The following is a 14,302-nucleotide window of genomic DNA, read 5'->3' as shown; positions in this document are numbered from 1 at the left end:
TTATTTAATTAAACTGCTGGCTCTGATCAGGCCGTTAATTGTAATGTCTTTATTTAATGTAACTTTCGTTTTAATTGAATTTTTGAATAAATTAGATAATCCTCCAGTAATTATAATTTTAAAGGACATCTTGGTCTCTTTCTTAATTAAATTAACAATATTGTCAATTAAACCTTCATAACCCCAAAAAAAACCAGCTCTGACAGCACTAATAGTGTTTAAACCAATAACTTTATTTGTTTTTTTCAAATTAATTCTAGGAATTTGTGTTGCTTTATCAGAAAGTGTATTAAGTGAGAGTTTAACGCCAGGTGCAATAACACCGCCATGATAAGTGTTTTTAATCAAAACGTCAAATGTTGTGGCAGTTCCAAAATCTAAAATTATAAAATTATCTTTATTATTAATAACACTAATTGCATTAGCCAATCTATCTGAGCCAATTTGTTTGTAGTTAACTTTAATTTTAATTAATTTATTTATTTTAAGCTTTTTCAGTTCATGACATTTAATTTTGTAGGTTTTATTAAAAAAGCTTTTAATTGTATTAAATGATTTTGGTACAACACTACAAAATAAACATGTATGGATCAATTTATCTTTTAAGTTTAGGTTGAATAAAGATTTTTTCAATAAAGAAGAGCTAATATTTTTTGTTATTATAGTAACTCTTTTAATAATAATATTTTTTGAGTTTACTAAACAAATTTTAGTTTCGGTGTTTCCTATATCGCCAACAATAATCATTTTAAATTTTTATTTAAATTCTTTATATTAAATTCTGGTAACATTGGAATAAAAGTTTCATAAATTTTTTTTAACTTTAAAGATGCATTTTTAGGGGTAATTTTAACATTAATTAAGTCAAAAAGATTTGTGGTAGAATAATTTTTTATATTTGGACTCTTAATCAAATTGACACCTATTCCTATAATAATAAATTTTTCATCAGCTTTAGATATCGTTTCCTGTAATATACCTGAAATTTTCATATTATTTACCAACAAATCATTTGGATTTTTAATTATAATATTACCTTTATAAAAATTTGATAATAATTTTTTAACTAAAAAACAATTGACTTTTGTCAAATCTTTCAATGATAATTGAATCTTGTTAAGTTGAAAAAAAATACTAACAAATAAATTACCTTTAAAGGAGGTCCATTTTTTTCCATACTGACCCCTTCCTCTTTTTTGTTTTTCGGCAATTACAATTCCTGATTTATTATTGGTATTTCTAATTATTTTTATTGCTAAATCGTTTGTACTATTTATAATCTTAAAATTGAACTTTTTTAACTTCATTAAATAATATTGATGTTAGATACAATTTCCACCAATTTACTAGGGAAGATAAAGTACAAAAGAATTAACAACGTTGAAACAGCTAATGATATTTTTAACCAAAGGCTATGATCTGTGTCATATCTTTCTTTTTCTTCATCAAAATAAATAACTTTAATTATTCGTAAATAATAAAAGGCGGCTATAACAGTTGATAGCAAGCCAATAATTGCTAAGAAATACATTGATTGTTCAATTACAGATTTAAATACATAAAGCTTAGCAAAAAAACCTGCTAATGGTGGAATGCCAGCTAATGAAAAAAGTATAACAAGTAATGATAAAGATAAAACTGGGTGGTTTTTTGATAGTCCAGATAAATCATCAATAGTCTCAAAGTACTGATCATTTCTTTTCATCATAAATAAGCAACTGAATAAACCAAGATTCATTATCAAGTAAATAGAGATATAAATTATAGATGACTGAATACCTTCATTAGTACCAACAGAAAGTCCTGCTAAAGCGTAACCTATATGACTTATAGAACTATATGCTACTAATCTTTTTAAATTCTTCTGTCCAATTGCTGCAACAGCTCCGAATATCATTGAGGCAATTGATAAAAAAATTATGATAGGTTGCCATTGATCAATCATATTAAAAAATGGGACATATAAAAATCTAATGAAGACAGTTAAAGCTGCAACTTTAGGAACTATAGCAAAAAATAGTGTTACAGATGTTGGTGACCCTTCATAAACATCTGGTGCCCACATATGAAATGGTACGGCAGATATTTTAAATGCCAATCCAACTAAGATAAAAACTATTCCAAATGTTAGTCCATAATGATTAGAATCCATTGAATTACCAATAATGTTGAAATTAGTTGATCCCGAAAATCCATAAATTAAAGAACAACCATAAAGTAGCAAACCAGAAGAAAGTGCACTTAATACAAAATATTTAAGACCTGATTCAGAAGATTTTAACTGATCTCTATTAAATGATGCCAAAACATACAAGGCTAATGACTGTAATTCAAGACCAATGTAAAAAACCATAAGATCATTTGAGCTAATCATAACCATCATTCCTAAAATTGAACTAAGGATTAAAATTGGATATTCTATTAAAAAAATTTTAGATATTTTTAGATATTTTGTTGAAATTGATAAGACAAAAACACCGCCTACAATTGTAATAATTTTCATTAAGGATGAAAGATTGTCAATTATGTAGCTATTTCTAAATAAAGTTTTTTCGTTATCAAAAGGATTGTTTAATATTAAAATTCCAGTAATTAATAATAGTGTTATTGAAAGATTGTGAATTAAACTTGAACTATTTTTTTTGAAAACACCTAAAGTTAATAAAAACATTATTGATAAAGAGATAAAAATTTCAGGAGAAATAAAATTTAAATTATTCATTATTTTTGTACCTCAGCACCAAACATATTTAAGTTAAAATTATACATTTCAATTAAATCATTTACTGATACTTCGATTGTATTAATAAGTGGTTCTGGGTAAAAGCCAAAGAATAATACGGGTATAGCTAAACTCCATAAAATAAATTTTTCTGAATTATCTAAATCAGGTATTTTTAGTAAATCTTTATTTATTAGATTTCCAAAAACCACCCTCCTATATAACCACAACATATATGCAGCACCAAAAATCACACCAAAACTAGCAATAACTGCTACCAAAAAATTATCCTTGAATGCGCCCATTAAAATTAGAAATTCTCCTATAAAGCCGCTAGTGCCTGGTAGGCCTAATGCAGCCAAAGTAAATAACATAAATAAAATTGAATATTTAGGCATCACTGAAACTAAACCACCATAAGTTTTAATTAACCTTGAGTGCATACGATCATAAACAACACCCACACATAAAAATAAAGCAGCTGAAACAAGCCCATGACTAATCATTTGAATTATACTTCCTTCAATACCCTGCTGTGTAATTGTAAAAATTCCTAAAGTTACAAAACCCATATGAGCAACAGAAGAGTATGCTATTAGTTTTTTCATATCTTCTTGCATTAAAGCAACTAATGATGCGTAAATAATTGCAATTAAACTTAATGAGTACACTAAAGGAGTAAATAATTCAGAGGCAACAGGAAATAAGCCTAATGAAAATCTAATAAAACCATACCCTGCCATCTTCAATAAAATTGCAGCAAGAAGAACTGAGCCAGCTGTTGGTGCTTCAACGTGAGCATCAGGTAGCCAAGTATGAACAGGCCACATAGGTGTTTTAACCGCAAAAGAACTAAAAAAAGCAAGCCACAATAAGTTTTGATATTTTCTATCTATTCCTAATTCATAAAGTTGAACTATATCGGTAGTACCAGAAATCCAAAAAATTGAAATTATTGCAACTAACATTAAAACAGATCCTAGCAATGTGTATAAAAAAAATTTAAAAGCAGAATAAATTCTTCTTTCACCTCCCCAAATTCCAATAATTAAAAACATAGGTATTAGACCAGCTTCAAAAAATAAATAAAAGACAACTAGATCAAGTGAACAAAAAACTCCAATCATTAAACTCTCCATTACCAATATGGCAATAAGAAAATCTCTTAACTTTACTTTAATTGTGTTGTTAACAGATATTATACATAATGGAGTAATAAGTGTTGTTAGAATTATGAACAGAATTGAAATTCCATCTATACCCACTTTATAATTAACAAAACCTTTTAGCCACTCTCTATTTTCAACAAATTGAAAACTAGATGTTGAGGGATCAAATAAATACCATAAATAAATTGAAATTAAAAAATTAACAAAAGAAGTAAACAATGCAACATATTTTCCTGTATTTGAATTTTTATCTTTTGAAAATAATAAAAATAAAGCTCCTATAGTTGGTAAAAGAATTAAAGATGATAAAATTGGAAAATTCATTATTTCAAAATTAAAAATGTTAATAAAGCTGAAAGGCCTATTAATATCATAAACGCATATTGATAAATGAATCCACTTTGAAATTTACTAGCTCTCAAAGACAAATTTTTAATTATTAAAGAAAAACCATCAGGTCCAAACTTATCAATAATTTTTATATCTACTACTTTCCAAAAGAAAAGGCCTAGTTTTTTTGAAGACAGGATAAATATAACGTAATATAATTCATCAAAATACCACTTATTAAATAAAAAATTATATAAAGGTTTGTTAGATTGGGCAAATTGATTTGGTAGCTTTTTATTTTTTACAAATAGATAATAAGAAATTGGAATTGATAAAAGAACAAGTACAGGTGTAATTAAAATAACCCATAATGGTGGGTGGTCCGTACTTAGTGGGTTTAAAAACTTAATGGAATCCCCCCAAAAATTATTTTCTCCTCCATGACCAATAAATAAGTCTTTAAATAAAAATCCAGCGAAAATTGCTCCTAATGCTAGTATAATTAAAGGTATCAGCATAACTAAGGGAGACTCGTGCATCTCTTCAATTTTTAATTTTTGATTATTATAAGTTCCATGAAATGTTTTAAAGATTAATCTCCAAGAATATATCGAAGTAAGTAAGGCTGTTAAAATACCAACACCTGCAGCATAAAATCCTACTGTATTACCTCTAAGATAGGCAAATTCTATAATTGCATCTTTTGAATAAAAACCAGAAAGAAAAGGAAAACCTGTAAGCGCTAAAGTGCCAATAATCATTAAAATCCAAGTATAGGGTAATTTTTTATAGACAGCTCCCATTTGATTAATATCTTGTTCATTTTTAAATGAGTGGATCACAGATCCTGACCCAAGAAATAGTAATGCCTTAAAAAATGCATGAGTAAATAAATGAAACATTGCAACATTATAAGCACCAACACCAGCTGCGAAAAACATATAACCTAGCTGACTACATGTTGAGTAAGCAATTATTTTTTTAATATCAGTTTGAACTAAAGCTATTGTTGCAGCAAAAAAAGCAGTTGTCATTCCAACTATTGTAATAATATTTAAAGTTAAAGGAGAATACTCAAATATTGGAGAGCATCTAACCACTAAAAAAACACCTGCTGTAACCATTGTAGCAGCATGTATTAGTGCAGAAACTGGTGTAGGACCTTCCATAGCGTCTGGTAACCATGTGTGTAAAAAAATTTGGGCCGACTTACCCATGGCTCCAATAAATAATAGTATACAAATTAAATCAATAGCATTGATGTATATTCCTAAAAATAATAATTCTTTATCAACAATTTGTGGAATTTGTTGAAATACTTCAGAATAATTAACTGTACCAAATAGATAAAAAATTAAAAATATTCCTAATGCAAATCCAAAATCGCCTACTCTATTTACGACAAAAGCTTTTATGGCAGCTGCATTTGCCGAATCTTTTTTAAACCAAAAGCCAATTAAAAAATAGGAACAAAGGCCTACCCCTTCCCAACCAAAAAATAATTGAAGAAAATTATCAGATGTAACCAATGTTAACATTGCAAATGTAAAAAGAGAAAGATATGCCATAAACCTTGGTTTATGTGGATCATGAGACATATAGCCGATAGAATAGATATGAACCAATGAAGAAACCAAAGTGACAACAACAAGCATTACTGAAGACAAAGTATCCACCTTAATAGACCAATTTACATTCAGTGTTCCTGAATTAATCCAAGTTGCAATAACTACATTGTTTTCATAACCACTGACAATCACTTGATAAAATAAAATCAAAGACAGCAGTGCTGAAATTGACACAAATAAACTTGTAACTATCTCTGAATTTCTATCACCAATGAATTTTCCAAAAAAACCAGACGTAATTGAAGCTAATAATGGAAGAAATAATAAAGCAAATTCCATATTATCCTTTCAAACTGTTTATTTCTTCAACTCTAATTGTTGAAGAATTTCGGTAATAAACCACTATTATTGCTAGTCCAATTGCAGCTTCTGCTGCAGCTACAGTTAATATAAAGAGTGTAAAAATTTGGCCGCTTATATCATTTAAAAAAATAGAAAAAGCTACAAAATTAATATTAACCGCTAAAAGAATAAGCTCAATACTCATTAATATTACAATTATATTTTTTCTATTTAGAAATATTCCCACTATACCAATTGTAAATATTATTGCTCCTAAAGTGAGATAGTGACCTAAACCTACATCAATCATCAAATTTAACTCCCCTATTCTTTTCAACATCAATCAATTCAACTCCATCAGATCTTTCTCTGGATATTTGACTGAAATAACTCTGTCTCTTAACACCTGATCTTTTTCTAAAAGTAAGAACAATAGCACCTACCATAGCAACTAATAAGATCATTCCACTTAATTGGAACACATGTATGTAGTCAGTATATAAAACATAACCGATAGCATGAGTGTTACTGGTGCTATTATCTATATTTAGTGACATAGCAGAAACAAGATCTGGTTTGTATTTCCATCCACCAATAACAATTATTAATTCAAAAAATATAATAGCACTAATAATCAATCCAATTGGAATATGTTTTGAGCTTTCCCTTGCACTAAACCACTGGTTTTTTTGTTGAGCTACATTTAACATCATAACAACAAACAGAAATAAAACAGCTACGGCGCCCACGTAAACGATTAACATAATCATTCCAAGAAATTCTGCACCTATCATTATAAATAAACAAGAAATACTAATAAAATCCAAAATTAAAAAGAAAACAGAATGAACTGTGTTTTTAGAAACAGTAACCATTATTGCAGAAATAATTGCAATTAATGAAAAAATGTAAAAAAAAATTGCATGAGCCAACATAATGATTATCTATAAGGATTATCTGCTTTTATGTTTGCAGCTAGAATGTTTTCCCATCTATCTCCATTGTCTAAAAGTTTTTCTTTATTGTAATAAAGTTCTTCTCTAGTTTCAGTTGAAAATTCAAAATTTGGTCCTTGAACAATTGCATCTACAGGACATGATTCTTCACAAAGCCCGCAGTAAATACATTTCATCATATCAATGTCATATCGAGTAGTTTTTCTACTACCATCTGCTCTTTCAGCAGATTCAATTGTAATTGCTTGAGCAGGACAGACTGCCTCGCATAATTTACAAGCAATACATCTTTCTTCACCATCTGGGTATCTTCTTAAAGCATGTTCGCCTCTAAATCGTGGACTAATCTTTCCTTTTTCAAAAGGATAGTTTATCGTTTTTTTTGTTTTAAAGAGTTCCCTTAAGGCAATTGTTAGGCCAGCTAAAAAATCTAACATAAAGATTGTTTTAAATATTCTTGATATTTTCATAATTAATTAATTGGTAAAAGATTAAAATAAAATAAATAACTTGCTGTAAGAACAACCCACGTTAAAGATAAAGGTAAGAAAATTTTCCAACCCAATCTCATTAACTGATCATATCTATATCTTGGTACAATGGCTTTTACCAATGCAAACAATATAAAAAGAAATAAAATCTTAAAAATCAACCAAATAGCTCCTGGTACTAAAGTAAAAGGGTAAATTTCGATTGGTGATAACCACCCTCCTAAAAAAAGAATTGATCCCATTGCACACATAAGAAGAATATTTGCATACTCACCTAACCAAAACATTGCATACATCATTCCAGAATATTCAGTTTGATATCCAGCAACAAGTTCGGCTTCAGCTTCAGGTAAGTCAAATGGTGGTCGATTAGTTTCGGCCAAAGCTGAAATAAAAAAAATTACAAACATTGGAAATAATGGAACTACAAACCATAAATTCTTTTGAGCCATAACTATATCGCTTAAATTTAGTGACCCAACACAAAGCAAAACATTAATGATGATAACACCTATTGAAACTTCATATGATACCATTTGAGCAGCAGATCTAATTGCTCCTAAAAAGGGATATTTTGAATTCGAAGCCCAACCACCCATAATAATTCCATAAACTCCCAAAGATGAGACAGCAAATAAATATAGAATACCAACATTAATGTCTGCTAATACTTGTGTTGCACTGAAAGGGATAACTGCCCAAGATATTAGTGCTAAAGTCATGGTGACAATTGGTGCTAATATAAATATAATTTTATTAGAGCTTGATGGAATGATAACTTCTTTAAATATGTATTTTAGTGCATCAGCTAAGGATTGAAGCAGACCAAAAGGTCCAACAACATTAGGTCCTTGTCTTTTTTGAACAAAAGCCCAAATACGACGATCAAGCCAAACAATCATTGCAACAGATACAAGCACCGGAACTAATAAAAATAAAATTTTATAACTTTCTGAAAAAATTATACTTAAATATTCCATATTACTAACCCTCTGTACCCGTTAATTTAAAGTTAGCCTTAGAAGTCTTGCATTCAAACATTGTTTTAGAAGCTCTTGCTATAACATTTGAATAATAATAATCTTCATTATCAATCTTTAAAATTTCATGATTAAACTCTATGTTTTTAATATCAGAAGTTTTAATAGAATTATTCTTTTCAACATATAGGTTAATTTGATTAAGTAGACTGCTGTCTAGCTCATCTTTATCGTTGAATAGCTTTCTATGATTCATTGCTTCAGCTAATTCATTTATTATTAGCCAATCTTCCTTTGCATCTTCTGGTGGATAAGAGGCTTTATAAGCTTTTTGTAATTTACCTTCTAGGTTTGTAAAATAACCATTTTGCTCAGTATAGGCAGCTCCTGGAAGTATAATATCTGCTATTTCTGCCCCTCTATCTCCGTGACTACCTTGATAGATTACAAACTCATTCTTTTTTTCAAATTTAAGATTATCTACACCTAACAGATAAACAATTTCAAACTTGTGATTTTCTAAGTCTTTTAACACTTCATTAGAACCATCGTTAGTTTTGTATAATCCAAGGTCGAAACTACCGACTGTAGCTGCATTTTCTGAAATTATGTTTAAAGAATTCCATTCATCTAATATTTTATTATTTTTTTCTAAAAAAGATTTAACAGATTCAAAAATATATTTTGCAGATTTTGTCTTTAGGGCAGACTGACCAAATATAATTAGGGGTTTTTTTGCGTCTTTAATTAAGTTTGATACCTCATGATTACCTTCGGTGATTTTTTTGATATTTTCAATATCTCCATCCAAAGACATATATGGATAAGTAAGATCACCAACTTCATTTAAAGAAATGATTTTTGTTTTATTTTGTAAGTATGCTTTTCTAATACGTGCATTTAAAATTGTTGCCTCGTATCTAGGGTTGCTTCCTATAAGCAAGATAAAATCTGCTTCTTCTATTCCATTAATTGTTGAATTGAACAAATAATTTTCTCTTTTTTGTGGGTTTAAATATGTGTGGTCACTTCTTGATTCAAGATTATACGAACCTAGTGTTTTATTAAAAAACTCTTTAAATATATACAGTGTTTCCATGTTAGCTAAATCACCGGACATTCCACATATCTTATTCTTGTCAACATTCTTAAACTTAGACTTAATTATATTAAAAACTTCATTCCATGATGCTTTTTCAAACTTACCGTTATATTTTATGTAAGGAGTATCTAGACGTTGATTTAATAAACCATCGCAGGCATATCTTGTTTTATCTGAAATCCACTCTTCATTAATATTCTCATTAATTCTTGGTAAAATTCTCTTTACTTCCCATCCATATGTATCAACTCTTATATTTGAGCCAATAGCATCCATTATATCGACAGATTCAGTTTTTTTTAATTCCCATGGCCTAGCCTCAAATACATATGGTTTAGATGTTAAGGCGCCGACAGGACATAAATCTACAACATTAGCTGATAGTTCTGATTGCATAGATTGTTCTAAGTATGTTGTAATTTGCATATCCTCACCTCTACCTATAGCTCCAATCTCTGGCACACCCGCAACCTCTGTTGCAAACCTAACACATCTAGTACAATGTATACATCTGGTCATTTGAGTTTTGATTAAAGGTCCCATATTTTTTTCAGAAACTTCTCTTTTATTTTCTTTGTATCTAGATTTATCAACACCATAAAACATTGATTGATCTTGCAAATCACATTCACCACCCTGATCACAAACTGGGCAATCCAAGGGGTGGTTAGCTAATAGAAATTCCATGACACCTTTTCTTGCTTTTTCAACAAATTCAGTATTTGTTTTAATATTCATTCCTTCAGCAACTGGCATCGCACAAGATGCAACTGGTTTGGGAGATTTTTCCATTTCTACTAAGCACATTCTGCAATTACCAGCTATTGATAATTTTTCATGATAACAAAACCTTGGGATTTCAACTCCAGCTTTTTCACAGGCTTGAAGCACTGTTAGACCCTCTTCAACCTCTATATCAATTTCATTAACTTTTAATTTAAACATTTTTTTTATCCAATAAATGTTGATCTACTAGATAGGGAATGTCTTTTATTTTTTTTATGCTAGGGTTAAGATCATTTCTATTTTCGATTTCTTTTTTAAAATGTCTTAACAAACCTTGTACAGGCCATGAAGATCCTTCACCAAATGCACATATGGTATGTCCAGCAATTTGAGTAGTGACATCTTCCAACATATCAACTTCATCTCTTGATGCATCACCTTTAGCCATTCTTTCAAGCATTCTCCACATCCAACCTGAGCCTTCCCTGCAAGGTGTACATTGACCACAACTTTCATGTTTATAAAACCTAGCAATTCTTGCCATACATTTAATAATATCTTGATCTTTGTTTATGACTACAATACCAGCTGTTCCTAATCCACTTTTTTCAGCAACCAATGAATCAAAATCCATTGTTAAAGTTTCACACGTACTTTGTGGTATTAAAGGCATTGAGGATCCACCGGGTATTACAGCTTGTAAATTATGCCATCCACCAATTACACCACCAGCATGAACTTCAATTAATTCTTTAAGTGATACACTCATTTCCTCTTCAACATTACATGGGTTGTTAACATTGCCAGATATACAAAAAATTTTAGTTCCAGTATTTTTTTCTTTACCTAAAGATGCAAACCATTTTCCACCTCTTCTTAATATAGTTGGAACAACTGCTATAGTTTCAACATTGTTAATTATAGTTGGACACCCATAGAGACCTATTAAAGCTGGAAAAGGTGGTTTTAATCTTGGTTGACCTTTTTTACCCTCTATACTTTCAAGTAACGCCGTTTCTTCACCGCAAATATAAGCACCTGCACCATAATGAATATAAATATCTAAGTCCCAACCACTACCAGATGCATTTTTCCCTATCAAATTTTTTTCATAAGCTTCATCAATTGCTACTTGAAGTTTTTCTCCATCAACAAAATATTCTCCTCTTATATAAATATAACAAACATGGGCTTGAACTGCGTAAGCAGCAATCAAACAACCTTCAATTAATTTATGGGGTTCAAATCTTAAAATATCTCTATCTTTACATGTGCCAGGTTCTGACTCATCTCCATTTATTACTAAATAATGAGGTCTTGCACTGAGCTCTTTTGGAGCAAAAGACCATTTTAAACCTGTTGGAAATCCAGCACCACCTCTACCTCTAAGTTGTGAAGTTTTAATTTCATTTATTATCCAATCTCTACCTTTTTCAATTATTTCTTTAGTTTTTGTCCAGTCACCTCTTGTTTTCGATGACGCAACATCTGAACCATTATCGTTATATAAATTCTGAAATATTCTATCTTCGTCTTTAAGCATTTTTTAAGTCCATAAGTGTTTTTCTGTTATTTTCAGGTTCGTTGTTTATACGTCCTCTGTATGATCCTGGCTTAGGTGTTTCATCATTTAGGATCTTATCTAAAATTTTTGATGTTTTTTCTTTATCTAAGTCTTCATAATAATCATTATTAATCTGCATCATAGGCGCATTAACACAAGCACCTAAACATTCAACTTCCATCCAAGAACAATTTTTATCTTTTAAAAGCTCATTTTCATTTTCAGAAATTTTTTCTTTGCAGGATTCAACAAGCTTGTAAGCACCTCTAATCATACATGGTGTAGTTGTGCAAACCTGTATAAAATATTTACCAACAGGGGCAAGATTATACATCGTATAAAATGTTGCCACTTCGTAAACTTTTATATATGGCATGTCCAAAATTTTACCTATGCACTTCATGGCCGCTAATGGAATCCAGTTACTATTTTGTTTTTGTGCTATATAAAGGAGGGCCATTACAGAACTTTGCTCTTTACCTTTAGGATATTTTGCCATAACCGATTTAACAGCCTCGAATGAAGCAGGATTAAATTCAAAATTCTCAGGCTGTTCTTTTGAGGGTCTTCTTAAAGTCATTATCTGTCTACCTCTCCAAAAACTATATCTAGTGAACCCAGTACAGCAGGCACATCTGCAAGCATATGACCTTTAATTAAATAATCCATAGCGGCTAAGTGAGAAAAACCTGGGGCTCTTATTTTGCATTTATATGGTTTGCTAGAACCATCAGATATTAGATAAACACCAAACTCTCCTTTAGGAGCTTCAACAGCAGTATAAATTTCATCTTTATCTACACGGTAACCTTCAGTAAACAGTTTAAAATGGTGAATTAGTGCTTCCATAGATTGTTTAATATCTTTTTTTGATGGAGGGCTAATTTTACCATCTGATGATTTAATTGGTCCTTTATGCATTTTAGCCAAACATTGTTTGATGATAGAAATACTCTCTCTCATTTCTTCTATTCTGCATAAATATCTATCATAACAATCTCCATTCTTTCCAACAGGTATCTTAAATTCTAATTGATTATAGCAATCATATGGCTGCGACTTTCTTAAGTCCCAAGGCACACCAGATCCTCTAATCATAACCCCGCTAAATGAATAATCTAAAGCATCTTCTTTTGTTACAATGCCAATATCTACATTTCGTTGTTTAAATATTCTATTATCAGTTAGTAATGTTTCTAGATCATCAATTATTTTAGGAAAAGATAAACAAAACTTACCTATATCTTCTTCTAAACCCATTGGTAAGTCCTGATGAACTCCACCAGCTCTAAAATAATTAGCATGCAGTCTTGAACCTGAAGCTCTTTCATAAAAGGTCATTAAGGTTTCACGTTCTTCAAATCCCCATAATGAAGGAGTTAAGGCGCCAACATCTAATGCTTGAGTTGTTACATTTAATATATGACTTAAAATTCTTCCAATCTCACAAAACATAACTCTTATAAATTGGGCTCTAATTGGCACTTCAATCTTTAATATTTTTTCTATAGCTAAAGCAAAAGCATGTTCTTGATTCATTGGAGCTACGTAATCGAGCCTATCAAAATAGGGCACAGCTTGCATATAAGTTTTGTTTTCTATAAGTTTTTCAGTGCCACGATGCAGTAATCCAATATGCGGATCTGCTTTTTCAACAACCTCACCATCTAATTCTAAAATCAATCTTAGGACCCCATGAGCAGCCGGATGTTGTGGTCCAAAATTAAGGTTTAATGTTTTAGTTTTTTTTGTCATTTTCCTGATCTGTCTGTTTTTTAATATATTTAGTTCCTTCCCAAGGACTTTCATAATCAAAGTTTCTATAATTTTGTTCTAATTTAACTGGTTCCTTAATGACTTTTTTTTGTTCTTCGTTGTATCTAACTTCTGTGTGTCCAGTTAACGGAAAGTCTTTTCTTAGTGGGTGACCCTCAAAACCATAATCTGTAAGTATTCTTCTTAAATCTGGGTGGTCTTTAAATTTAACTCCATACATATCAAAAGCTTCACGTTCCATCCAATTTGCAGCTGGGTATACTGACGTCAATGATGGAATCATTTCATTTTCACTTATCAAATAACTTAATATTATACGTTTATTAAATTCATGACTTAAAAAAAGATATACAACTTTAAATCGTTGAGTGTCCTCAGGGTAATCAACTACAGTTATGTCAATTAATTGTCTGAATTTTGTATTCTCATTGCTCTTAATAAAAATTGTGACATCTATCAAATCTTTATTATCAATATTTATGTATAGTTGATCATGTTTAATATGAGATTTTTTAATTTTAGTTGTTAGTTCAGAATTAATTTTTTTCTCAAGATCAGTTAAATTAGTCATAATAT

At 30.0% G+C, this 14,302-nt stretch carries 14 protein-coding genes; all 14 read right to left on the bottom strand.

Annotated elements, in window-relative coordinates:
* The 14 genes from ABXT47_RS02505 to ABXT47_RS02440 are packed head-to-tail and all read right to left on the bottom strand — an operon-like array spanning position 1 to position 14,297.
* Entirely contained in the window at positions 1-747 is a 747-nt protein-coding gene (locus tag ABXT47_RS02505; protein ID WP_415309172.1) for a type III pantothenate kinase, read from the bottom strand.
* Positions 744-1,307: a biotin--[acetyl-CoA-carboxylase] ligase gene (locus ABXT47_RS02500; RefSeq protein WP_415309171.1), complete on the bottom strand. Its 564-nt coding sequence runs from the start codon at positions 1,305-1,307 to the stop codon at positions 744-746. Before ABXT47_RS02500 ends, ABXT47_RS02505 begins: the two co-directional genes overlap by 4 nt.
* Positions 1,307-2,722 (bottom strand): NADH-quinone oxidoreductase subunit NuoN, encoded by a 1,416-nt coding sequence (gene nuoN / locus ABXT47_RS02495; protein ID WP_415309170.1) that lies wholly within the window; start codon positions 2,720-2,722, stop codon positions 1,307-1,309. Before nuoN ends, ABXT47_RS02500 begins: the two co-directional genes overlap by 1 nt.
* Complete coding sequence (locus ABXT47_RS02490) at positions 2,722-4,215, bottom strand: NADH-quinone oxidoreductase subunit M (protein WP_415309169.1); 1,494 nt, start codon at positions 4,213-4,215, stop codon at positions 2,722-2,724. The genes nuoN and ABXT47_RS02490 overlap by 1 nt, the downstream gene beginning before the upstream one ends.
* Positions 4,215-6,128 (bottom strand): NADH-quinone oxidoreductase subunit L, encoded by a 1,914-nt coding sequence (gene nuoL, locus ABXT47_RS02485; protein WP_415309168.1) that lies wholly within the window; start codon positions 6,126-6,128, stop codon positions 4,215-4,217. The genes ABXT47_RS02490 and nuoL overlap by 1 nt, the downstream gene beginning before the upstream one ends.
* A gap of 1 nt (position 6,129) precedes the next feature.
* Positions 6,130-6,438: an NADH-quinone oxidoreductase subunit NuoK gene (gene nuoK, locus ABXT47_RS02480; protein WP_415309363.1), complete on the bottom strand. Its 309-nt coding sequence runs from the start codon at positions 6,436-6,438 to the stop codon at positions 6,130-6,132.
* Complete coding sequence (locus tag ABXT47_RS02475) at positions 6,434-7,066, bottom strand: NADH-quinone oxidoreductase subunit J (protein ID WP_415309167.1); 633 nt, start codon at positions 7,064-7,066, stop codon at positions 6,434-6,436. The genes nuoK and ABXT47_RS02475 overlap by 5 nt, the downstream gene beginning before the upstream one ends.
* A 5-nt stretch (positions 7,067-7,071) precedes the next feature.
* Positions 7,072-7,557 (bottom strand): NADH-quinone oxidoreductase subunit NuoI, encoded by a 486-nt coding sequence (nuoI, locus tag ABXT47_RS02470; protein ID WP_415309166.1) that lies wholly within the window; start codon positions 7,555-7,557, stop codon positions 7,072-7,074.
* A gap of 2 nt (positions 7,558-7,559) precedes the next feature.
* Entirely contained in the window at positions 7,560-8,558 is a 999-nt protein-coding gene (gene nuoH, locus ABXT47_RS02465; RefSeq protein ID WP_415309165.1) for an NADH-quinone oxidoreductase subunit NuoH, read from the bottom strand.
* A gap of 4 nt (positions 8,559-8,562) precedes the next feature.
* Positions 8,563-10,605: an NADH-quinone oxidoreductase subunit NuoG gene (nuoG, locus tag ABXT47_RS02460; protein ID WP_415309164.1), complete on the bottom strand. Its 2,043-nt coding sequence runs from the start codon at positions 10,603-10,605 to the stop codon at positions 8,563-8,565.
* Positions 10,598-11,929 (bottom strand): NADH-quinone oxidoreductase subunit NuoF, encoded by a 1,332-nt coding sequence (gene nuoF, locus ABXT47_RS02455; protein ID WP_415309163.1) that lies wholly within the window; start codon positions 11,927-11,929, stop codon positions 10,598-10,600. The genes nuoG and nuoF overlap by 8 nt, the downstream gene beginning before the upstream one ends.
* On the bottom strand, positions 11,922-12,530 hold the full coding sequence (gene nuoE, locus ABXT47_RS02450; RefSeq protein WP_415309162.1) for an NADH-quinone oxidoreductase subunit NuoE: 609 nt from the start codon (positions 12,528-12,530) through the stop codon (positions 11,922-11,924). Before nuoE ends, nuoF begins: the two co-directional genes overlap by 8 nt.
* Positions 12,530-13,705, bottom strand: coding sequence for an NADH-quinone oxidoreductase subunit D (locus ABXT47_RS02445; protein WP_415309161.1), 1,176 nt, complete (start codon positions 13,703-13,705; stop codon positions 12,530-12,532). The genes nuoE and ABXT47_RS02445 overlap by 1 nt, the downstream gene beginning before the upstream one ends.
* Positions 13,689-14,297, bottom strand: coding sequence for an NADH-quinone oxidoreductase subunit C (locus ABXT47_RS02440; RefSeq protein WP_415309160.1), 609 nt, complete (start codon positions 14,295-14,297; stop codon positions 13,689-13,691). The genes ABXT47_RS02445 and ABXT47_RS02440 overlap by 17 nt, the downstream gene beginning before the upstream one ends.
* Positions 14,298-14,302 lie beyond the last annotated feature (5 nt).

Source organism: Candidatus Pelagibacter sp. Uisw_099_02, assembly GCF_047727625.1.
Taxonomy (GTDB): domain Bacteria; phylum Pseudomonadota; class Alphaproteobacteria; order Pelagibacterales; family Pelagibacteraceae; genus Pelagibacter.
Note: the sequence above shows the minus strand (reverse complement) of the source record. Positions and strands in the feature narration are given on the sequence as shown.